Source organism: Priestia aryabhattai, assembly GCF_023715685.1.
In the GTDB taxonomy this organism is placed as follows: Bacteria; Bacillota; Bacilli; order Bacillales; family Bacillaceae_H; genus Priestia; species Priestia aryabhattai_B.
Genome location: NZ_JAMBOQ010000003.1, coordinates 832,365 through 853,508, shown reverse-complemented (window position 1 = coordinate 853,508; position 21,144 = coordinate 832,365). Strand labels below are relative to the sequence as shown.

Sequence of the window (21,144 nt, the reverse complement as noted above, 5' to 3'; positions counted from 1 at the left end):
ATTGTTTTTAGAAGTATAGCTCTATATGAATCTAAAAAATGGTATAGACTAAAAAAAGATAACCACTTATAAAAGCGATTATCTTCTGCCTGCTTGAAAGTATAAAAATGGACCTCATAATAAAGAACCGAATTTTTCTGCACTGTAAATATGGTAGTCATTATGAATTAAGAAGCATTCAGCACCTTATGCTCCTTTTTTCCCTTTTCTTTAATTAGTAAGACACCTAACAACCCCATCATTGAAAACAAAATTGGAATTATAAAAGCATAGTGATACCCGACGTGCAGAGAACGCTCAGGGAATAAATCTAGGACATTTCCGAAAATACTAGGTAATAATACAGCGCTTAAAAAGCCTCCCATATTGGCAAAACCTGATACAACCCCTACTTCTTTTACTGAAAAAGATTGGCGTACTACAGCAAATGTCAAAGCGCTTGCGCCGTTTCCAAAGCCGATGATAAAAAGTAAAATAACTACGAGAATGAATGAGGGTTTCACGCCCGATACTAGTAATCCAGCCCAGCTAAGTACCACAATAAGGTGAACAAGTGAATAGATTTTTTTAATGGAGCTTAATCTACTTGTCACCCAGCTGATTAGAGGTCCACCAATCATAGCGCCAAACAAACCATACATAATAAGCTGACTTGCATCGGCTCGAGATAAATGAAATACATTCATTCCATAAGGAACTCCCCAGGAGCCAATAAAACCGATATATGTACCGACTACACCAAAATGACAAAGAAATGTTGCCCATGCTTGACGAGTTGTCATCATCCTCCTTAGGATCGCCCATACACTTTCTTGAATCTTAGCAGAGGACTTATTTGCTTTAGCATTATCTTGAAATAATCGTTTAGGTTTTATTACTAAAACGAAATAAAGCAGGTAGGATACCGCCATTAAAACTAGACCTATGCTAAGAAAAGGAATTCTCCAGCCTGAAAATGAAATCCACATAGATAAAGGCACGGTAGCAGATAATGAACCTACACTTCCTACTAACCCAATTAAACCTAATAGCTTTACAAATTCATTTCCCTTAAACCACTGACTTAAGATCAACACTAAATTAACAAAAATCATTGAGTCTCCCGTACCGACTAGCAGCCGAGAGAAAATTAACACATATTCATTAGGAGCCGTGCTGTAGATGAGACTTCCTATTCCAGTTAAAAGCGATCCTATGATAAGAAATCGATTCGGACCATACCGGTCAGAAAGTAAGCCAATAGGAATCTGAAGACCTGCATATGCTAAAAATTGTATACTAGTCATTAATCCTATAACAGATGCTGAAACGTGAAAATCTTTCATTAACTGCTCGGTAATAAGTCCAGGGGCTGTTCTTTGACTGACAATCAAATAATATGCTAGTAAAGCGGTTCCAAAAACAACCCATCTGTAACTACTTTCCTGTTTGTTCATTTTGACAGATCCTCTCATGTATAATTTTTCTGCGTAGAAACGTTATTAGAAGCTTTTTAAGAGATGATGATATTGATAGAATTAGGGTCTTTAACGAATAAGAGATTATTACAGGCAGCACTTTTTATATTTGTTTTTCCTTTCTTATCATATTTTAAGTTTTTAAACTTTACTTTTCAATGGGGGTATGGTCTTTTGTGATGTAAACGCCATAACGATGTTGGCTGTTTTCTTCTCTATTAGACACAATAGGCTACCTTGTATTTATTTATAAACAACCAGCCTAAATAGAATTGTACACTTCCCCTTTCTTTTATTTTACGTTCTTCATATACAGTACAAGCCATTTTCGTGCCTATGTAAAAGCATTTAATTTTCTGAATTATGATATAATCATATTACATTTCGAGTGATAATTGGTTTTTTTCAACGATTAAATAGCATTAATAAAGCTGTTTTACAGAAAATGTATATCACGAAATGTTAGTTTCATCTTCTTTATAAAGGCAGCGGGAAGAAAGATAAAAAAATTCAATTTATAAATATAACAAAATACTATTTTAGAAAGAATAAATTTCCTGCAAAAATAACGGTAATTTCCCCATTGTATAGAGGTGATCATAATGAAAAAAAGAAAGATTATTATGGACTGTGATCCAGGTCATGATGATGCTATTGCGATTATTTTAGCTGCCGCCCGACCAGAATTAGATATTTTAGCGATTACAACTGTTTCAGGAAACGCAGAAATTGAAAAAACGACGATGAATGCTTTAAAGGTGTGTGATTTGATATCGTTACATAACGTGATTGTCTCAAAAGGAGCAAGCGAACCAATGATTCGCAAGCGTGAAAACGCGCCTAGCATACACGGTGACTCAGGGTTAGATGGCCCCGAGTTCCCTCCTCTGTCTTGCAGCTGGAGTAATGAACATGGAGTAGATACCATTGTGAGAATCGTAAAAGAGTCAGAAGATCCCGTTACGCTTTTGCCTACCGGTCCTTTAACAAACATTGCCTTAGCTTTAATAAAAGCTCCAGAAATTAAAGATAACATTGAAGAGATTATCCTTATGGGCGGTGGAACATTCGGGAACTGGACGCCAACGGCCGAGTTTAATATTTGGGCAGATCCAGAAGCGGCTAAAAAAGTGTTTGATAGCGGCATTCCACTGGTAGTAATGGGGTTAGATATTACGCATCAAGCCGTTGCAACAGATGATGTTATTAACCAAGTGATGAACATTGATAATAACGCAGCAAAAAAGGTCGGTGAACTATTAGCATTTTTTAAATCTACCTATAAAGAAACATTTGGCTTTGATGGCCCTCCCGTTCACGATGTATTGACCGTTGCTTATTGTGTGGCTCCAGAACTATTTACGCTAAAAGAAGTTAATATTGTAGTAGAAACACGCGGAGAATACACCGCTGGAACGACTTTAGTTGATTTGCTTGGAGTGACAGGAAGGAAACCCAATGCGAAATTTGGTTTAACCCTTGATGTAGACGGGTTTTGGAATCTAATGCTAGAAGCTCTTAAATCATATTCAGCTTCGCAGTGTTCATTTAGAAAATAGACTTTATAAAAGTGAGGCAGCACCATAGCAGAGTTCGCGACTTGCTGGTGCTGTCTTACTTTTATTCATACTATCTAGCTATTTTTTCCGCTTTTTAATTGAGCATTACAGTAATGATTGAAGCGGCAATAACACCTGTCATCAAACAAAAACAATATAAATCGTTTATTTTAGTAAAAATATATTTGCAAAAATCCACACACACTTCCAAAGTTATTTTATACCGCTCTCAACAATTGTTTATTAATCCTATAAAAATAGCCATATAAAAAAAGTAAGGAAACATACTTCCTTACTTTTTGTTTGCAACGCCCGTTAAAAAATCCAAAAATATATGTGCGCCTGCTTTCACGGTAATTTCTCTTACATCACGCAGCGGGTCTAGACATACAGTATCCATTGCTTGAACAAGCGGATGACTCCCGGCGATGTACACCGCTTCAAACAATTCCTCCGTATATAACTAATTTTCCCGGATGCTCCGCTACTTCCGAATCTAAATTGTTCAGAAGCATACGAAGAGCAGCTTCCTGTACCCATCCCTTTGTTGTTAGTTCTGTTCCACGAGGTGCTTTGACTCCACTTTGTTTTGTCTCCATTTCATTTTCCTCCTCTATAAAAATGAAAAACTGTTAAGCTAACTTTTTATTAAAGCGCTAGTTCATGATTAGTATCTTGCACAAAAGTTTTGAAATCAGCTGCTAACGCCTCAATATCACGTGAGAAAATTCTATCTTTAGTAATGGTCGGTACGTTTTTTCTAATTCTTGAATAAATTTTTTTCGTTTCTGAACCGAGTTTATCCACCCCTTGAATATCGGCTGCCTGAGATGCACAAATTGCTTCAATCGATAGAACTCTTCGTGTGTTTTGGATAATTTGATAAGCGTGACGTGCAGCAGTCGTTCCCATGCTGACATGATCTTCTTGATTCGCTGAAGATGGGATGAAATCGACACTTGATGGATGCGCTAACACTTTACTTTCGGAAACTAATGAAGCAGCAGCGTATTGAGCGATCATAAGCCCGGATTCCAAACCTGGATCTGCACTTAAAAATGCTGGCAGCCCACTAAGCTGAGGGTTCACTATTCGTTCGATGCGCCGTTCAGAAATGTTCCCAAGCTCCGCCATTGCAATTCCTAGAAAACCCATAGCAAACGCAATGGGCTGTCCGTGGAAGTTCCCTCCAGAAATCACTTTTCCGCTATCGGCAAAGATGAGTGGGTTATCAGTTGCTGAATTAATTTCAATTAACAGTTTTTCCTTTACATAATTTAAAACTTGATAAATAGCACCATGAACTTGAGGAATGCAGCGGAGTGAATAAGCATTTTGCACTCTTATTTGACCTTGAGAAGTAGTTAATTGACTGCCTTCTAAGTATGAAAGAATTCGTGCAGCTACCTGCTGTTGTTCGGGATAAGGTCTTACCGAATGAGACTCAGGCATGAATGCTTCTACAATGCCTTGGAGGCCTTCTAATGTTAAAGCTGCAATTCTATCAGCAAGATTAGCTAACTTTTGAGCTTCAAAGTACGAAACTATTCCTACAGCGGTCATTGCCTGAGTGCCGTTAATTAAAGCTAGCCCTTCTTTCGCTTGTAATTGTATTGGTTCAAGCCCCGCTAGCTTTAAAGCTTCTTCTCCTTGCATTCGCTGACCATTATATACAGCTTCTCCTTCTCCAACTAACAGCAGCGCTAGGTGTGATAATGGAGCTAAGTCACCGCTAGCTCCAAGTGAACCTTGACTTGGGATAACCGGTACTACATTTTGGTTTAAGCAATCAATAAGCAGCTGCAAGGTTTCCAGACGTATGCCAGAATACCCTTTCGCTAATGCATTCGCTCGTAAAAGCAGCATGACTCTGCTTATATCTAAAGGGAATGGTTCTCCCAGTCCGCAGGCATGACTGCGAATCAGGTTAATTTGCAAATCAGCTAAGTCTGTTTTTGAAATAACCGTATCGCTAAACTTTCCAAATCCCGTATTGACTCCGTAAATTACGCTGTTGTTCGTCATGCTCTCTTCAACTAATGTTCTGCTTTTTTGTATATGTTCAACTGCATAATCGCTAATTTTCACGGAGTATCCTTGGTAAATAACTTTGTAAATTTGGTCGAACGTTAATGAATTTCCATCGATTTGAATAAACATCATACCCGCTCCCTTGTTAAACTGTAGACTACTTTTTCTTTTTGAACGCAAAAAGAGACTATATCAAAGAGGAAACAAGCTCCTTTTGATATAGCCCCCTATAAACTAGCCTACTTACACTATGGGCTTTTATTATTAATCAGCCTTTCAACTTATACATACAAACAATCGCTAAATGACTAAATCACTATACACTTTAAGCTATACAACTTAAAGCAACTAGGGTACCTACACTAAGTATTACGCTGAATTGATCATTTGTCAATTGTCTTTTAAGAAAATTTTAAATAGTCTGAAATAAACTCATTATTTCTTATAGCAGCGATTATTCACGGCTGCACATTCTTATTTCTTTAAACGTTATCGGACGTTCATATCACTTGGATGCGGACCTTTGCGGCGATTTCGGTTTAATCCATTAATATCTGCCATATCATCAGCAGTAAGTTCAAAATCAAATACGTTAAAGTTTTCTTCTATTCTAGATGGCGTTACAGACTTAGGAATGACAATTGTGTTGTTCTGTAAGTGCCAGCGCAGTACAACTTGAGCCGGAGTTTTGCTATGTACTTCAGCAATTTTTTGAATGACCTCGTCTTTTAACACTTCTCCTCCTTGATCAAGAGGACTCCATGCTTCCACGAAAATATTATGTTTAGCGCAAAACTCTTTTAATTCATTTTGAGCAAGATACGGATGGCACTCAATTTGGTTTAAAACAGGCGTTACATCACATTCAATTAACAAGCGCTCCAGATGCTCAATTTCAAAGTTGCAGACGCCAATTGCCTTTACTTTTCCATCGTGGTAAAGCTTTTCCAGTGCTTTATACGTCTCCACATACTCATCATATTGAGGCGTAGGCCAGTGAATCAAATATAAATCTACATAATCAAGTCCTAATCGTTCTAAGCTTTCATCAAACGCACGTAGCGTATTTTCATAGCCTTGGTCGCTGTTCCAAACTTTTGTCGTAATAAACAGTTTTTCTCGAGGAATAGAAGATTCTTTAATTGCTTGACCTACTCCTTCTTCGTTTTTATAAATCATGGCTGTGTCAATAGAGGTATACCCAACTTCAATTGCTTTTGACACTGCAGATGCTGCTTGGTTATCTTCTACTTGCCATACGCCAAATCCAAGCTGAGGCATTTTTAAACCGTTGTTTAATGTAACAATATTCATTTTACATGTCTCCTTTTGTATTAAAAATTTCGAAACTTAATGATGGTGCCAGCCAATCAGCATAGCAACCTGTCCCATTATAATACCGACTGGAATTCCTACAATCATGGCTCCAAATCGAAATTTAAAAGACCATGCGCGCGGCACAAGGGAAAACAAATAAATCATACTCATCGTTGCCATACATGTACTGCTAAAAAGACTGACGACAGTGTGTAAGCTTGGCATTACTTCTCCTCATTTCACTAGAACGTTTACGTCTTTTCAATTTCATCATTTATCTTTCGTTCTAATGCCTATGTTTTCGCAGCCGACATAGTTACATTCGTCAAAGGGCTCCGTAATCCTGCTTCAACCAGCTAAAAATACTTTACCTATGTAACTTTTTTAATTAAAACGAATATGTGCTTTTAAGTACGAAGTTGTGTATAATTTCTTTATATATAAAATAAATAGAATTTTTTAACTTCAAAGAGCAACTGTGCATTTTATGTAAGGCAATCATACATATTTGCAAGACTTAACGAAAGGAATGGGTATAAAAAATGGCGATTGAAAGAGTAAAAGCATATTTCAAACAATATGGTATGGAGAATCGAATTATCGAAATGGATGAGTCCAGTGCTACTGTAGACCTGGCAGCGCAAGCTTTAAAATGTGAGCCGCAAAGAATCGCAAAAAGCCTTTCTTTTAACGCAGAAGGAACCGTTTTATTGATTGTGGCAGCAGGAGATGCGAAAATTGATAACCGAAAATATAAAGAAGAATTTGGAACCAAAGCAAAAATGCTTGGAGCAAGTGAAGTAGAAGCTCTGATTGGTCATGCAGTAGGCGGAGTATGTCCGTTTGCCGTTAATGAAGGTGTTAACGTGTATCTAGACGAATCTCTGAAACGTTTTATCACCGTTTTCCCTGCCTGTGGAAGCGGAAATAGTGCGATCGAATTAACGATACCCGAACTAGAAGAATTTTCAAAATGCTTAAAATGGGTTGATGTGTGCAAAGGATGGAACGAATAACCTAGGTAAATTACGGTGCAGATATAATTAGTCAGCACGCCAATAGGCTGAAACAATTTCTTGTTTCAGCCTATTAGTATATCTAAACGAACTTATGAAGCAGTTTCACCCAACCTAAGTAAGAAACCCCTAAGAGAAATACAAAAAGAAATAGTAAAGGAATGTTTCTAGGGATAAAAAGCCAGCCGTCTAACGTATTCCAAAGAAATTCACTTTTATTTGCTTTTCTCATCCTTTTCACCTCAAGCAAATTTATTATTTTGCACTCAAAAATTCTTTTACATAGTTATATACAGTATCTTCAACTTATGACCTTTTTTCAAGAAAAACGTGCACAGAAAATTGACTGAATGTGAAACTTCTTAATCTATACCCGTTATGTACTCATTCGGCGTCTTAGTTTCAGCTGTAAAAAAGAAGAAGCCTACATTTTTAGATGCAGGCTTCTTCTCGTTGATTCAGTCTTTCATTTGTTTGCCCAGTGAGGCCCTTTCGTTACGTATATCGGTTCATAACCAAAGTTCCTTGTGTGAGATACGAATATCTACTTTCAATTTGCGGTAATACATTTGCTGAAGTCGCTGTTAAGCCTTTCAAAACTAATCAGTCCCTTCATACGCTAAGTATTTAACCTTTCACAACAACCATTTGCATGATAGCTGCTGTACTATATATATACCCCGTATTTATATAGTAAAACCTTAAAAAACAATTTTTTATTACATGTAATTTTCAAGACTTCAAAGCAAAGAAAATTTAGATAGTATAGGTGAAAGAAGCACACAACTATTAGCGTCTCTACTGCTCATCCTCACGCATTCAAAGAAGAACATCCGCACTGAAATTCATCACATTTATTTAATGTATGATTTCATCAATTTTTTGAAATGCATCTTCAAGTGAAGGATATCCATTTGTTTCTCCTTCGTTACCTTGAACGGTCCATTCTTGCTTTTCTACTGCTAGTTTCCCCTCTTTATCTTTTAAATAAGGTCTGTTAATCATAAACACATGGTCATTCTTTTTTGCTGTGTAGCCAAGATAATAGTGATTACCTTCTCCTTCTTCTTCATATACGGAGACGCCTTGAAGGTTATATTTGCTTAAAATATCATCCATATGATGGGTCAGTTCACTTATAATCGCTTCTCTTTTTACATATTCCACATTTTATACCCCTTTTCATTTTGATTTATGTTTAGTATTCCCTTGAACATATTCAATTACACTATCTTTCAAACGTTGTATGAACAAAGCAAATCAATATGAATTCATTGCATAGTAAGAAAAAAGCTACCTCACTATAACGCAATGAAAACACATTGCTAAGTGAAGTAGCTTTTTTGTTATTGGAATCTATAGAAATAAGAAGATGTGTGAAACTTGATTATAGTTCCGTTAAAATAATCGGTTCACCGTTTGTTACAACGATCGTATGTTCACATTGCGCCACAAGACTATTATCCGGCGTAACAAATGTCCAGCCGTCGTCTCCGCGTTCAATGATATGATCAGCTTTCATAGAGATAAATGGCTCTACAGCAATAACAAGGCCTTTTTTCAAAAGTGCTTTATCCATTGGATCATAATAGTTTAAAATGTGGTTAGGAGCGTCATGCAAGCTGCGGCCAACACCATGACCCGTTAAGTTTTCAATAACAGCATATCCGTTTTGGTGTGCAAAGTTAGATACAGCACGACCAATCTGGTTTTGTTTTGAACCGGCTTTTACTTTTTTCATGGCTGCCCAAAATGCATCAACTGCAGCTTGGCACAGCTTTTCTTTTTCTTCGTCTTGCCCAATGACAAATGAAATGCCCGTATCTGAATAATAGCCATCAAGTACGGCAGATACATCCACATTTACTAAATCGCCATCTTGTAATACTCGATCTCCCGGAATACCGTGAGCCACTTCTTCGTTTACACTAATGCACGTTACACCTGGGAAATTATATTCTTTTTCAGGTGCAGAAGTAGCACCGTGTTCATCCAATATTTTTTTACCGATCATATCAAGCTCTTTCGTTGTCATACCAGCTTTTGCTTGGTTTTTCATCTCTTCGCGTGCAAGTGCAACGATGCGTCCAATTTTACGTAAACTTTCTAAATCTTGTTCGTTACCAATAATCATAAAAAAACACTTTCCTTCCTCGAAATATATATCCTATCCGATTTTATCATATTTTTATGAGGATTTTTCAAAAGACCTTTTAAGAACTAAAATGTACGATTAATTAGACTAGTAAGATATTTATCATATGCCAAACTTTCGTTTCTTAACCGATTAAATTCACAAAGAAAAGAATGCTGCTATAAGGCAGCATTCTTTTCTACACTATAGGTCTTACACTTTCACCAACAAACTTATTTCTAGGTTTCTTAAGCTCCAAATGATCTCTTAAAGTGTTTCCTTCGTAGTCTATCCGAAACAAACCTCTTTCTTGTAAGATTGGTACAACAAAATTCACAAAATCATCTAAGCCAGCTGGAAGCAAAGGAAACTGCAGCATAAATCCGTCCGCTGCTTTTTCCTGAAACCATTTTTCCATTTCGTCCGCAATTTGAATGGGGGTCCCTACAAAGTTATCTCTTCTTGCAGCACCGAAAAATCGCGTATAAAGATCCCCTACCGTTAGTTTTTCTTTCGCTATAATTCTTATCATTTCATCAAACTGACTTTGGATGCCATTCACGGATGGAAACTCCACCTCTGATGCAGGAGTATTAAGGGTATACTTCGTAAAATCAACGTTCCCCATATACCCAGAAACGAACTTTAATCCTTCATACGGATTCACTAGCTTTTGTAAATCGTTGTATTTTTGAATCGCTTCTTCTTCTGTTTCTCCTACAATAGGGGAAATGCCGTGAAGAATATGTAAATCCGCTTCCGTTCTATTGTATTCAGAAAGCCTTGATTTAAGGGATTTATAAAAACTTTTGGCTTCTTCTATGTTATCTCGGTGAGCAAATACCACTTCTGCCGTTCTTGCTGCTAAGCGCTGTCCCGGCTCAGAAGAACCGGCCTGAACAATAACTGGCTGTCCTTGGATGGAACGAGCGATATTTAACGGCCCTTTTACAGAAAAATACTTGCCTTTATAGTTAAGTTCATGTACCTTATTAGCATCAAAAAAATCTCCATTTTCTTTATCATATAAAAAGGCAGCATCTTCCCATGAATCCCATAACCCTTGAACAACATCAATGAATTCTTCTGCACGTTCATATCGGTGATCATGTTCCCAATGAGTATCACGGTTAAAGTTTAACGCCGTTTCACCTGTTGCATCTGCTGTGGTCACAACATTCCAGCCTGCCCTTCCTCCACTTACATGATCGACAGAGGCAAACTGGCGTGCTAATGTATAAGGTTCATTGTAAGTAGTGGAAGATGTGGCAACAATGCCAATTTTTTCAGTAGCTTCTGCCATTGCTGTAATGAGTACAATAGGATCAAATCGATTCAAAATCTGAGGATGTGACTCTGCATTTACTGCTAAACTGTCGGCAATAAACGCGATATCAAATTTCCCTCTTTCGGCGGTTTGTGCAAGCTTTTGATACACAGAAACGTCGATACTTGCGTTAGGCTTTGAATCAGGATGACGCCATGAAGCTACGTGCATACCTGTGCCAATCAAATAAGCGGCAAGTTTCATTTTTCGTTCCTTGGCCATTTTCCCATCCCCTATTTAGTCTTTATTTTGTTTTATACGTCTCTTTATAAGTATTCAATTCCTTCAAGCTAATAAACGTCGGAATATAGTTTCCTTTGTATGTTTTTTTAATAAAGGCAGCCGTACCTTTTGATTGATACACTTTTACTAGCTTCTTTAAATACGTTTTATCCTGATCTTTTTTTCTTGCAGCGATGACATTAATATAGGGCTTCGCTGTTTTATTTTCATGAATAAGTGCATCCTTTAAGCTGAGACCCGCTTCCACAGCTACACCATTGTTAATAATGGAGGCCGCAGTATCTTGCATGACGCGGGGAGTACTTGCAGAATCGACGGGAACAATCTTTAAGTGTTTAGGATTGCTTTTAATTTTATCCTCTCCTCCGTTACCGTCAAAGCCTTCGACCACTGTAATTAAATCCGCTTCTTGTAGCAAAACTAATGCTCTTCCCCAGTTAGAAGGGTCATTTGGAACAGCAATTTGAACACCATTTGGAATGTCTTTTACCGATTTATACTTTTCAGAATAAAGGCCTAAAGGTGCAATGATAGTTGTTCCAATTGGCACAATATCCGTTCCGTTCTTTTGATTAAATGAATCCAAATACGCAACGTGCTGAAACGCATTTACATCTATTTCTCCTTCAGCTAAGGCTTGATTAGGATCGTAAGCTGAAGAAAAATTCACAAGTTCTATATCCAGCCCTTGTTTTTTTGCTTTCTCTTTTATAAATTCCCATGTCCGAAGTTCGGAGCTTCGAATGCCTACTTTAATTTTAGTTTCTTTACTATTGGCACTGGACGAGGAATTAGAACATCCTGTTATGGTGAGGATAAACAACAGCAGAAGCAGGAATATCGATTTTTTCATTTATAACTCTCCTTTAAAAAGCTTACTTCAAAGATGTTCTTACACTCTTCTAATCTTGCGTTCTATAACGTTTCCTAAAGATTGAATACCTTGAACAATAATAATAAGAAGCACAACCGTGACTACAATCGTAATCGTGCTGAAGCGTTGATAGCCGTAAGTAATAGCTAAATCGCCAAGTCCTCCGCCGCCGATAGCACCGGCCATTGCGGTTGCTCCAATTAACCCAATTGTGACAGTTGTTAAGCTTAAAATAAGAGAGGGAAAGGCCTCTGGAATTAAAAAACGGAATACAATTTGAGTTTTAGAAGCACCCATCGCTTGCGCTGCTTCAATAATGCCTTCATTTACTTCAAGCAAAGAATTTTCAACGAGCCTAGCCATATAAGGTCCAATATGTAAAACAAGTGGGACAATAGCCGCCGTGGTACCAATAGTTGTTCCGACGACGAACCTTGTAAATGGGATAATCGCTACAAGTAAAATAATGAACGGGATCGAACGAAAAACATTTACAATAGGATTTAGAATTGAAAAAACAACTCGATTTTCAAGAATATGACCCTTGCGTGTTACAACAAGTAAAATCCCTAAGGGAATTCCAATTAAAGCCCCGAAAAGCAGGGAAGCACTAACCATGTACAGTGTTTCCCACAAAGCCGCTAATATCAACTCTTGGCTTACTTCTAACATTTGCAATCACCTCTTCCATTTTTATATTTTGCTGCAGTGCATATAGTTCAGCTCTGTCTATTTCTTCTTGCGTGCCAATTAATTCAATAATTAAATGACCAAATGGAATGCCCTGTAACTCCGTAATGTTTCCAAGTAAAATATTCACCTGTACATTAAAACGCTTTGATAAGATTGAAATCACAGATTGACCGGAATTGCTGCCGAGAAAGTTAATCTTAAAAATCTTCTGATTTGAATTTGTAGTTTGTACTAATTCATACACGTTTTGTGGAATGTCATCTCGAACAACGGACTGAACAAAATTTTTAGCAATTTCAGTACGTGGATTTGAAAAAATATCAAATACATTTCCTGTTTCAATAATCTTGCCGTCCTTCATCACAGCCACACGATTACAAATTTGCTTAATGACTTCCATTTCGTGTGTGATTATTACTATCGTAATTTGATATTCTTCATTAACTCTTTTCAGCAATTTCAAAATAGATTCTGTTGTATGCGGATCCAATGCCGAAGTTGCTTCATCACATAATAAAATAGAAGGGTTTGTTGCTAATGCACGCGCAATGCCCACTCTCTGTTTTTGACCTCCTGACAGATGATCGGGATATGCACCTGCTTTGTCTTCTAAACCTACAAAATGAAGCAGCTCTTCTACACGTAGCTTTATGTCTTTTTTTGCTTTTCCACTTAATATAAGCGGCATTGCTATATTTTCAAACACCGTTTTTGAATTTAATAGATTAAAGTGTTGAAAGATCATGCCAATTCTTTTTTTGTTTTTTCTTAGCTCCGCTTCAGACAACTTTGCTAAGTTTTCTCCATCTACTATTACTTCACCTGACGTCGGGTACTCCAGCAGGTTAATCGTTCGAAGCAGTGTACTCTTCCCCGCCCCGCTTAATCCAATTATCCCAAATATGTCTCCTTTTTGTATGGTTAATTCAATGTCTTTGAGAGCTTCAACTTTCTTTGAACCACTCCCGAATACTTTTGAAACACGTTGAAACTTTATCAAAAGAAATCCTCCTTTTCTTTCAAACTGTGATTCCTATTCCTGTTTTATTTTACTTATATACTTAGAAAGCTGGAACGACTGCGCCATCGTATTTGTCGTTAATAAACTTTTTAACCTTATCTGTAGTAAGTGCTTTTGCTAAACGTTGAATATTTTTATCATCTTTTTTCTCTTTCGTAGTCACTAAAATATTCACATAAGGGGACTCTTTCTTTTCAATAATTAACGCATCTTTAGTTGGTTTAAATCCGCCTTCAAGAGCGTAATTCGTATTGATAGCTGAAACTTCTACATCATCAAGAGAGCGGACAAGAAGCGGACCATCTACTGCAACAAAGTCTAGTTTCTTTTTATTCTTTGAAATATCTTCAACCGTATAAGAGCTACCACTAGGTTTCTTGTGATTTAATTCAATGATTCCATTAGCCTCGAAAAGCTCTAGTGCACGTGAAAAGTTCACCGGATCATTAGGAACAGCAACCTTTGCTCCTTTGGATAAATCGTCAATTGATTTTATTTTTTTAGAGTACACTCCAAACGGTTCGATATGAACATTTGTCACGCTGACAAGATTTAATCCACTATCTTTATTCGTTTGCTCTAAGTATGGCGTATGTTGAAAATAGTTGGCATCTAATTCTCCATTTGCTGTTTGTTCATTTGTCTGTATGCCGTCTTTAATATTTACAATGTCCAACTTTATACCTTCTTTTTTCAAATCAGGTTCCACATACTTTAAAATTTCTGCATGCGGCGTGGAAGCTGCTCCCACTTTAAGAACTACATCTTCTTTCTTGTCACTATTTTGGCCAGATGCTTTTTCTTTATTTCCACACCCTCCTACAACAGTAAGCACTGCTAATAATGCGAAAAGCCATACAAATTTCTTCATTTCTCTCTCTACCTCCACCATTTGTGATGTATTAAACATATAGCGTTAATCTGCTGCCACTAAAAAAGACAAAAAATCTGAGGTAATCCCCGTCATTTTTGTCTCCATTCGTCTGGTCGACTGTTCTATTTCCACTATATGTTTAACAAATATTTTTAAATCCGATAATTCCAATAAGAATTTTAAACCTTTTGAAAAATATACCAAACATCTTTTTGACTGTCAATTTAGTATTTTTAAACCTTGAGATTACATATTTTATGTGTACTAGCTATAATTAGGTGCTTCAATTGAGCATTAGATAGAAAGTCTAAAAAATCTAACAAAAATGTTTATGTTACCCAAAAAACCGACTTTACAAATAGGAATAATTAACCTAATATAGACTTCATATTAATCAGGCCGTCTGGTCAACCAGAGGCTCTTCAAACGTATCGATAGCGTTTGAAGAGCCTCTTTTATTTTGCAATCTAAAGTACACTTGCCTACTGGATCACCAATGACACGGAAAAAGCTTTTTCCATGCTTTTTATTATTTGTCACACAGAAATTAGTATCAGGAGGAATAAAACAATGAAAAAATTATGCGTTACTTTAACTTTGGCAATTGGACTTATTATGGCTTTAGGAGCATGCTCTCAAAGCTCTAGCTCAGAAAATAGCGATAAAAAAGTAATCAAAGTTGCTTTGAGTGATGAAGTAAATCCGCCTTTTCTATTTACGAACAAACAGAATGAGCCTATCGGATATGATATGGATTATGTAAAACAGCTTGAAAAAAAGCTTCCGGAATACAAATTTGAATATACGCTTGGAGAAGAAGAAACAAATTTAGTAGGTGTCTCGACAGGGAAATATGATTTTGCCATCAACTGGTTCTTCAAAAACCCTGAACGTGAAGAAAAGTTTCTTTATCCTTCACATGAATATGGTTATTCTTTAACGGCCTTAGTGACACAAAAATCACGGAACGATATCAAAACACTTGACGATATGGTAGGTAAAAAGTTCCCGCCTGTATCTGCTACGGGTGGATTACGCGCTATTTTGAATGCTTATAACAAAGAACATCCCACTAAGCCTTTAACATTAGAAAGCATTGATAACCCTTCTACCGCGGAAAACTTAAAGTTGGTGGATAAAGGTAAAGCGGATGCTATCTTTTTAAACGTAACAACATTTAACGAAGTACAAAAACAGCTCAAATTAAATTTAAAAGTAGGAGGCATTGTATCAAAAGAACCAACTTGGTTAGTCTTTAATAAAAATAATCAAAAACTTGCTGATGAGGTTGATAAAGCGACATTTGAACTACAAAATGACGGAACGCTAGAAAACTTGGCTGAAAAATGGTTTAAAGTAAATTTCTTTAAAGACTTAAAGTATATTAATCAGCAAAACTTCAATTTTCAAGATTAAATGAGTAAAAGAATGCATCATTAAGGCGGGGTGAGATATGATCAGTACTGATTTTCATGATTGGTTAAAACTATTGTGGCAAGTTGTAGATAAACTTCCTTTAACACTATTTATGTTAGGCCTTTCTCTACTTTTTTCGTTGCTTTTAGGTTTCGTGATTGCCCTTATACGCATTCAAAAAAAACCTGTTCTTTCTAAAATGGCAACCATCTATTTATCTTTTATGCGCTGTACACCGCTGCTTGTTCAGCTGTTTCTTGTATACTTTGGTCTTCCTCAGCTGCTGCTTCTCGTCCATATCGACATTAACAGCTGGAGTCGCATCACCTTCTTGGTTATTGCTTTTTCATTACATACTGCCGCTCCTTTATCAGAAGTTATTCGTTCAGCATATTTTTCGATTGATAAAGGGCAGTTCGAAGCAGCTTATAGTATTGGGATGAACTATTTTCAAACCTTAAGAAGAATTATCCTTCCTCAAGCGTTTGTAGCAGCACTACCTAATTTAGGCAATGCTACGATTTCATTATTAAAAGATACTGCACTTGCTTTTACCATTGGGATTATTGATATTATGGGGCAAGTTCGCCTTATCTTGGGCAACAACTATGGAATAGGAATGTTTGAAATTTATGTTACGATCTCACTCGTGTATTGGAGCATGTGTATCGTAATTGAAATCACGGTCAGTTACTTAGAGAAACATTTTAAAAAAGGCAGCGCCAGCATCTCTAAATAACCTGCACTAGTAAAGGAGTGAACATGATTGCCTATTATTGATTTGCGATTTGCTTTGGAGCAAACTCCTGAAGTCTTAAAAGGTGTACCTTTAACACTAACAATAGCGATCGTCTCAATGGCGATAGGAAGTATTTTTGGTCTTTTCATTGCGCTATGCAGAATATATAAAATTCCGCTTCTAAAGCAAATAGCTGTTATGTACGTCTCATTTATGAGAGGCACCCCACTGCTCGTACAGCTCTATGTATTTTTCTACGGAATCCCTATTTTCCTAGAATTTCTAAACGAGACTCAAGGCTGGGACTTAGGTGAGGATACTATTTCACCTTTAATTTATGCTTTAATTGCGTACACATTAAATACCTCTGCTTATCAATCAGAGGTATTCCGCTCTTCTATTCAAACCATTGACCGTGGTCAAATTGAAGCTGCATATTCAGTAGGAATGACTACTTTTCAGGCTATTAAAAGAATTATCTTCCCTCAGTCTTTAGTAGCCGCTATTCCTAACCTTGGAAACATTTTTATTAGTTTAATTAAAGCAACTTCTCTTGCTTTTGCGGTAAAAGTAGTTGAAATTATGGCGATATCTAAAGTCATCGCCAATGATGGGTATAGATATTTAGAAATGTATCTGGTCGCTTCACTTATTTACTGGATTCTTTGCTTTTTTTTTGAAAGGCTATTTGTAGTCATTGAGAAAAAACTTAGTCATTATGAATTAAGAGAAGAAGTGCGTTCAGCTTCTTAATTCCCCTAGAAAAATTACTATAAACTGATCAAGAAAGCTGCCTTAGTAAGCGGCAGCTTTCACAATCCGTTATTTCACTATTTCAAATTTCACTTCATTAAACAAACTAGTAGAATTCCACACATTCAGCCCAGCATAACCTTCTGAAAAGGTATGGTCTACTACATCAATCACAAGCTTACCATCGAGATAAACTTGAATGTGTTCTCCTTCAGCCATCACCTTTAGGTGGTAATCCGTATTTGTCTTTAAATCCAGCTTTCCCCCATCGTCGTAAATAATGAGATCCTTGCCTATTCCGTCTCTAAACGCAATGAGTTTTACTTGATTATTAAGCACATCTACATTCGCAGCGTAAGCGTTATTTGCCTGTTCATCCGAACGGAATACTAGCGCTCCTGCTCCTGTAGAATTTGAAATGGCCTCCTTTAACACCTTTATCTTTGCCTCATATGTGAAATTTTTTGCTTCTTTTGATGATAAAGTAAAGGAATCTTCTTTGCTTCGTCCTTGTTTTCCGTTAATCGTATCGGCCCATAGTCCACTAATGTTTTTCCATCCTGATAAGTTTGTATCAACAGGACTTTTATTCCAAATAGATTTTAATGGATACATCTTAAGAGAATTCAATTTTACAGCTCCTCCTTTGCTATAAAGCCTTATTTTATTGCTTGAAAGCGTTGGAAAGAGCTGATCTGTTATTACTTCCGTACCGTCATTACCAAATACTTCTACAGATGATTGGTCTACAAATATATGAAGCTTAACCTTTCCGTCTTTTGGAAGCATGGAAGCAGAGTGTTTGCCTTTCACATTTTCACCAAAATCAAAACTTCCAGAGTTTGTTCGATCAACAGATAATCGCTGTTTGTTTATGTTATAGCTGACTTTCGTATTTTCACTGCCCTCTTTTTGAATTTGAAAACCAAATTCTTGTGCATCTGTATTAGAAACATCGAATTCTGCGAGGATTTCATATTTATTTTCTTGTATGCCTGAAAGAAAATTTTTATTTTCAGTAACCACCAGATTCTTCAATATCTTTTTTTCTTGCTTATTGCGAATTGAATCAATTGAAACAGGTATTTGTTTTAAACGAAGCCCTTCTGCTGTGTTGGTTAGTTCTATTTTTCTAGGGATTGACATAGAACTTCTCCAAGTAGTAGTTGGGGTATTGTTTGCATATTGCCAGTTACTCATCCAGCCTAGCCAATACTTTTCTCCGTTATCTCCTTCAACTCCGCTCCAATCTACAGCAGCATAAAAGTCGGCACCATAATCTGTCCACAGCACTTCCTCTGGTGGATTTTCATTTTTAAACGTTTTTCCGTCAAAATCACCAACAAAGTACTGCATACCTGAACCTCCAGCTGCCGCTCCATCATTGATGCTGACCTGCAGCACCCATTTTTTCTTCGTGCTGTCTCCATCAACCGGCAGTTCGAGTAAAGTAGGACACTCCCAAATGCCTCCGTTGCTTCCATAAGTTGATTTCACCCATTCTCCTGACACAGTATTCCAATCTGAAAGCTCTCCGCTTTCCCTTTGTTTAGCTTCCTCTAGTTCTTTTGCTACACTATCTACTTTCTCCGGCATCTTTTCTGTATTGAATACATTAACATCATCTAGATTAATATGCCCCCATCCACCTACAGCTTGATCAACAGCTTTAATGTACAGCACTTCTCCTATATACTTAGAAGCATCCCACACGTAGCGCTGATACTTTTCATCTGCAAACTTTGTATTCGCTTGACGAATCAATTCTTTGTCGTCGGATGCCCTGACTAAGGATACATAGCGGTTTGTGGGGTCATTTCCTCCTCCTATTAACAAATTGATTTCACCTGAACCGCTCAATTTAAAATAAGACGAATGTAATTCTCCCGTGGCATTATCGCCATCTTGCTTATCAGAAAACCCCCATAAATGATACTTTCCTTTTTGTTCAAACGGACCGCTCCAATTTGCGGTTGCATCCGTTACATGATCGTTAGTGAATGCATTTCCTTTTATCGTTTTCCAGCCTGCGAGATCTCCTGTTTCAAAACTTTTATTTTTAATTTCCTTTTCATCTGTATCAATAAACTTGGTCATGTTAACGTCTTGGAACCGGACTGAAGATTGATTAACATGTAATCCAAACAATCCTTTTGAAAAAGTTTCATCTTTTGCAGTAAGAGTGAATTTATCGTCTATATGCAAATCAAGTTCATTTCCCGATGCAGTTACTTTCACTTGATGTGATTTATTCGTATCAATTTTTTCGTTTGTTTCGGCAAGGACAGTTGAAATGCCATTTTGAAGCTTTACTAGTTTGACTGTATCCTTAGAAGCATCCACGCTAGCTATATATCCGTTTTTGGCTTCCGCGTCTGCTCGAAAGAGTAGTGCACCTGAACCATTGCTTTCATCTAAAAATGTCATATTTGACTCATAAATGAACTGGTCACCCTGTTCTTCACTCATGATATATCCATCACTATCAGATTTACCGAGTTTTCCAGCAGTAGTATCATTCCACGTTCCCGTAACAGGTTTCCAGTTAGATAGATTGGTTATGAAATTAGATTGATTCGTAAATTTAACATGACGAAAGACAGCTGTGGAATTCCATGCTGTTAGTCCAAACTGACCGTTTTCAAAAGATGCATCACTGCCTTCTAAAACCTGTGTTCCATTTAGCAGTATCTTAAAGTGGTGACTGTTTGCTTCTACTTTCACATGATACACTTGTGACGTATCAAGCCTCATTGGCTTTGAAACAACGGTCGTTACGCTTCCTTTCTCTACTTTGTTAAGTGTTAACAGGTTCTTTTCAGCATCTAAATTGACGGTATATGCGTTTGTTGCATCTTTATTAGAACGAAAAACAAGGCCTCCTGCGCCTTCGCGTCCATTCTTTTCTACAAGCGTAATTTCTCCCTCTAGAGTAAAGGATTGACCTTTTTGTTCGGATAAAGTATATGAGTAGACACCACTTTGACCGTTTGCTTGAATGCCTCCGTCAGATCCAAACTCACTTGCATATTTCCAATTTTTTAAGTCAGGTGATGTATAAAACATGATTTTATCTTTAGCAGCTAAAGACATCGCCCACTGCTTGGTTTGGTCGTGCCAAAACACTTTTGGATCGCGCCAGTCAGGAACTGGGGGATTTGGCATAACAGGATTTCCTTCATATTTGGTCCACGTTCTTCCACTGTCCGTGCTGTATGCTAGACTTTGTAATTGCCCTTTACCACCCGAGTGTGTAAAGATCGCTACCATCGCTTCTTTTCCAAACCCTGCGGTATTATTCCAATCAATAACGGCACTCCCTGAAAAGATATCTCCATTCTCATCTGGAGAAAGAGCAACCGGCAGGTGTTTCCATTTCACTAAGTCTGTACTAACTGCATGCCCCCAGTGCATAGGTCCCCAGGTGGTACCGTAAGGATGATACTGATAAAAAAGGTGGTACTCTCCGTTATAATAGACCATTCCATTTGGATCGTTCATCCAGTTCGCTTCTGGGGAAAAATGAAATTGATTCCGGTATTTTTCTTGATAATACCCCGTATTATCAGCTAATACAGGGTATGCAGAAAACAAGCTTATGGAACAAGCGACTCCAATCATCAATAACTTTTTGACGGTTCTTTTCATCTTCCTTTCCTCCTTTATTTCCATACTGGCTATGTAAAACAT

Annotated in this window: 19 protein-coding genes and 1 pseudogene; 5 read left to right on the top strand and 15 right to left on the bottom strand. The window is 37.2% G+C overall.

The features are described from left to right. Positions 1-167: 167 nt before the first annotated feature. The gene (locus M3225_RS17410) at positions 168-1,436 is read right to left on the bottom strand and encodes an MFS transporter (protein ID WP_251395684.1); all 1,269 of its coding nucleotides are present in this window, start codon (positions 1,434-1,436) and stop codon (positions 168-170) included. Between the two features lie 623 nt (positions 1,437-2,059). Between M3225_RS17410 and M3225_RS17405 the strand changes: the two genes are divergently transcribed. After that, positions 2,060-3,016, top strand: coding sequence for a nucleoside hydrolase (locus tag M3225_RS17405; RefSeq protein WP_251395682.1), 957 nt, complete (start codon positions 2,060-2,062; stop codon positions 3,014-3,016). A gap of 292 nt (positions 3,017-3,308) precedes the next feature. Here the strand turns inward: M3225_RS17405 and M3225_RS17400 are convergent, their stop codons facing one another. The 5 genes and pseudogenes from M3225_RS17400 to M3225_RS17380 all read right to left on the bottom strand — a co-directional run bounded on the left by M3225_RS17400 (position 3,309) and on the right by M3225_RS17380 (position 6,589). Continuing rightward, positions 3,309-3,452, bottom strand: a complete 144-nt coding sequence (locus M3225_RS17400) for a hypothetical protein (RefSeq protein WP_251395680.1) — start codon at positions 3,450-3,452, stop codon at positions 3,309-3,311. Between the two features lie 10 nt (positions 3,453-3,462). After that, positions 3,463-3,615: pseudogene (locus M3225_RS17395) on the bottom strand (hypothetical protein); the annotation flags it as partial. Positions 3,616-3,664: 49 nt separating this feature from the next. Next, entirely contained in the window at positions 3,665-5,176 is a 1,512-nt protein-coding gene (gene hutH / locus M3225_RS17390; RefSeq protein ID WP_251395678.1) for a histidine ammonia-lyase, read from the bottom strand. Positions 5,177-5,536: 360 nt separating this feature from the next. Further along, positions 5,537-6,361, bottom strand: coding sequence for an aldo/keto reductase (locus tag M3225_RS17385; protein WP_251395676.1), 825 nt, complete (start codon positions 6,359-6,361; stop codon positions 5,537-5,539). A 36-nt stretch (positions 6,362-6,397) separates the two neighbouring features. After that, positions 6,398-6,589, bottom strand: coding sequence for a hypothetical protein (locus M3225_RS17380; RefSeq protein ID WP_251395674.1), 192 nt, complete (start codon positions 6,587-6,589; stop codon positions 6,398-6,400). Between the two features lie 317 nt (positions 6,590-6,906). On the opposite strand from M3225_RS17380, the gene M3225_RS17375 reads away from it, so the two are divergent. Then, complete coding sequence (locus tag M3225_RS17375; RefSeq protein ID WP_251395673.1) at positions 6,907-7,380, top strand: YbaK/EbsC family protein; 474 nt, start codon at positions 6,907-6,909, stop codon at positions 7,378-7,380. A gap of 82 nt (positions 7,381-7,462) precedes the next feature. On the opposite strand, the gene M3225_RS17370 is transcribed toward M3225_RS17375, so the two are convergent. From M3225_RS17370 to M3225_RS17335, 8 genes are all read right to left on the bottom strand, one after another. Beyond that, on the bottom strand, positions 7,463-7,612 hold the full coding sequence (locus M3225_RS17370) for a hypothetical protein (protein ID WP_251395672.1): 150 nt from the start codon (positions 7,610-7,612) through the stop codon (positions 7,463-7,465). 626 nt (positions 7,613-8,238) lie between these two features. Next, positions 8,239-8,547 carry a DUF5634 family protein gene (locus M3225_RS17365; protein ID WP_251395671.1) on the bottom strand — a complete coding sequence of 103 codons (309 nt, stop codon included), beginning with the start codon at positions 8,545-8,547 and terminating at the stop codon, positions 8,239-8,241. Between the two features lie 220 nt (positions 8,548-8,767). Further along, on the bottom strand, positions 8,768-9,514 hold the full coding sequence (gene map, locus M3225_RS17360; protein ID WP_251395670.1) for a type I methionyl aminopeptidase: 747 nt from the start codon (positions 9,512-9,514) through the stop codon (positions 8,768-8,770). 199 nt (positions 9,515-9,713) lie between these two features. Further along, positions 9,714-11,063 carry an LLM class flavin-dependent oxidoreductase gene (locus M3225_RS17355; RefSeq protein WP_251395669.1) on the bottom strand — a complete coding sequence of 450 codons (1,350 nt, stop codon included), beginning with the start codon at positions 11,061-11,063 and terminating at the stop codon, positions 9,714-9,716. A gap of 22 nt (positions 11,064-11,085) precedes the next feature. Then, positions 11,086-11,937 (bottom strand): MetQ/NlpA family ABC transporter substrate-binding protein, encoded by an 852-nt coding sequence (locus M3225_RS17350; RefSeq protein ID WP_251395667.1) that lies wholly within the window; start codon positions 11,935-11,937, stop codon positions 11,086-11,088. Between the two features lie 39 nt (positions 11,938-11,976). Beyond that, complete coding sequence (locus M3225_RS17345; RefSeq protein WP_116073076.1) at positions 11,977-12,630, bottom strand: methionine ABC transporter permease; 654 nt, start codon at positions 12,628-12,630, stop codon at positions 11,977-11,979. After that, on the bottom strand, positions 12,569-13,651 hold the full coding sequence (locus M3225_RS17340) for a methionine ABC transporter ATP-binding protein (RefSeq protein WP_251395665.1): 1,083 nt from the start codon (positions 13,649-13,651) through the stop codon (positions 12,569-12,571). Before M3225_RS17340 ends, M3225_RS17345 begins: the two co-directional genes overlap by 62 nt. Before the next feature lie 61 nt (positions 13,652-13,712). Then, on the bottom strand, positions 13,713-14,543 hold the full coding sequence (locus M3225_RS17335) for a MetQ/NlpA family ABC transporter substrate-binding protein (RefSeq protein WP_251395663.1): 831 nt from the start codon (positions 14,541-14,543) through the stop codon (positions 13,713-13,715). Between the two features lie 573 nt (positions 14,544-15,116). Between M3225_RS17335 and M3225_RS17330 the strand changes: the two genes are divergently transcribed. Genes M3225_RS17330 through M3225_RS17320 form a run of 3 tightly spaced genes read left to right on the top strand, consistent with a single transcriptional unit; the run spans position 15,117 to position 17,454 of the window. Next, on the top strand, positions 15,117-15,962 hold the full coding sequence (locus M3225_RS17330) for a transporter substrate-binding domain-containing protein (protein WP_116073082.1): 846 nt from the start codon (positions 15,117-15,119) through the stop codon (positions 15,960-15,962). 37 nt (positions 15,963-15,999) lie between these two features. Next, positions 16,000-16,701, top strand: coding sequence for an amino acid ABC transporter permease (locus M3225_RS17325; RefSeq protein WP_251395661.1), 702 nt, complete (start codon positions 16,000-16,002; stop codon positions 16,699-16,701). Between the two features lie 27 nt (positions 16,702-16,728). After that, entirely contained in the window at positions 16,729-17,454 is a 726-nt protein-coding gene (locus M3225_RS17320) for an amino acid ABC transporter permease (RefSeq protein WP_116073086.1), read from the top strand. A gap of 69 nt (positions 17,455-17,523) precedes the next feature. Here the strand turns inward: M3225_RS17320 and M3225_RS17315 are convergent, their stop codons facing one another. Continuing rightward, the gene (locus M3225_RS17315; protein ID WP_285885700.1) at positions 17,524-21,102 is read right to left on the bottom strand and encodes a GH32 C-terminal domain-containing protein; all 3,579 of its coding nucleotides are present in this window, start codon (positions 21,100-21,102) and stop codon (positions 17,524-17,526) included. Between the last annotated feature and the right edge of the window lie 42 nt (positions 21,103-21,144).

Excerpts from the sequence above, each read along its gene's own strand:
- M3225_RS17380 (WP_251395674.1), bottom strand. The coding sequence starts at position 6,589 with ATGCCAAGCTTACACACTGTCGTCAGTCTTTTTAGCAGTACATGTATG.
- M3225_RS17345 (WP_116073076.1), bottom strand. The coding sequence starts at position 12,630 with ATGTTAGAAGTAAGCCAAGAGTTGATATTAGCGGCTTTGTGGGAAACA.
- M3225_RS17355 (WP_251395669.1), bottom strand. The coding sequence starts at position 11,063 with ATGGCCAAGGAACGAAAAATGAAACTTGCCGCTTATTTGATTGGCACA.
- M3225_RS17375 (WP_251395673.1), top strand. The coding sequence starts at position 6,907 with ATGGCGATTGAAAGAGTAAAAGCATATTTCAAACAATATGGTATGGAG.
- M3225_RS17330 (WP_116073082.1), top strand. The coding sequence starts at position 15,117 with ATGAAAAAATTATGCGTTACTTTAACTTTGGCAATTGGACTTATTATG.
- map (WP_251395670.1), bottom strand. The coding sequence starts at position 9,514 with ATGATTATTGGTAACGAACAAGATTTAGAAAGTTTACGTAAAATTGGA.
- M3225_RS17335 (WP_251395663.1), bottom strand. The coding sequence starts at position 14,543 with ATGAAGAAATTTGTATGGCTTTTCGCATTATTAGCAGTGCTTACTGTT.
- M3225_RS17405 (WP_251395682.1), top strand. The coding sequence starts at position 2,060 with ATGAAAAAAAGAAAGATTATTATGGACTGTGATCCAGGTCATGATGAT.
- hutH (WP_251395678.1), bottom strand. The coding sequence starts at position 5,176 with ATGTTTATTCAAATCGATGGAAATTCATTAACGTTCGACCAAATTTAC.
- M3225_RS17315 (WP_285885700.1), bottom strand. The coding sequence starts at position 21,102 with ATGAAAAGAACCGTCAAAAAGTTATTGATGATTGGAGTCGCTTGTTCC.
- M3225_RS17370 (WP_251395672.1), bottom strand. The coding sequence starts at position 7,612 with ATGAGAAAAGCAAATAAAAGTGAATTTCTTTGGAATACGTTAGACGGC.
- M3225_RS17385 (WP_251395676.1), bottom strand. The coding sequence starts at position 6,361 with ATGAATATTGTTACATTAAACAACGGTTTAAAAATGCCTCAGCTTGGA.
- M3225_RS17410 (WP_251395684.1), bottom strand. The coding sequence starts at position 1,436 with ATGAACAAACAGGAAAGTAGTTACAGATGGGTTGTTTTTGGAACCGCT.
- M3225_RS17325 (WP_251395661.1), top strand. The coding sequence starts at position 16,000 with ATGATCAGTACTGATTTTCATGATTGGTTAAAACTATTGTGGCAAGTT.
- M3225_RS17350 (WP_251395667.1), bottom strand. The coding sequence starts at position 11,937 with ATGAAAAAATCGATATTCCTGCTTCTGCTGTTGTTTATCCTCACCATA.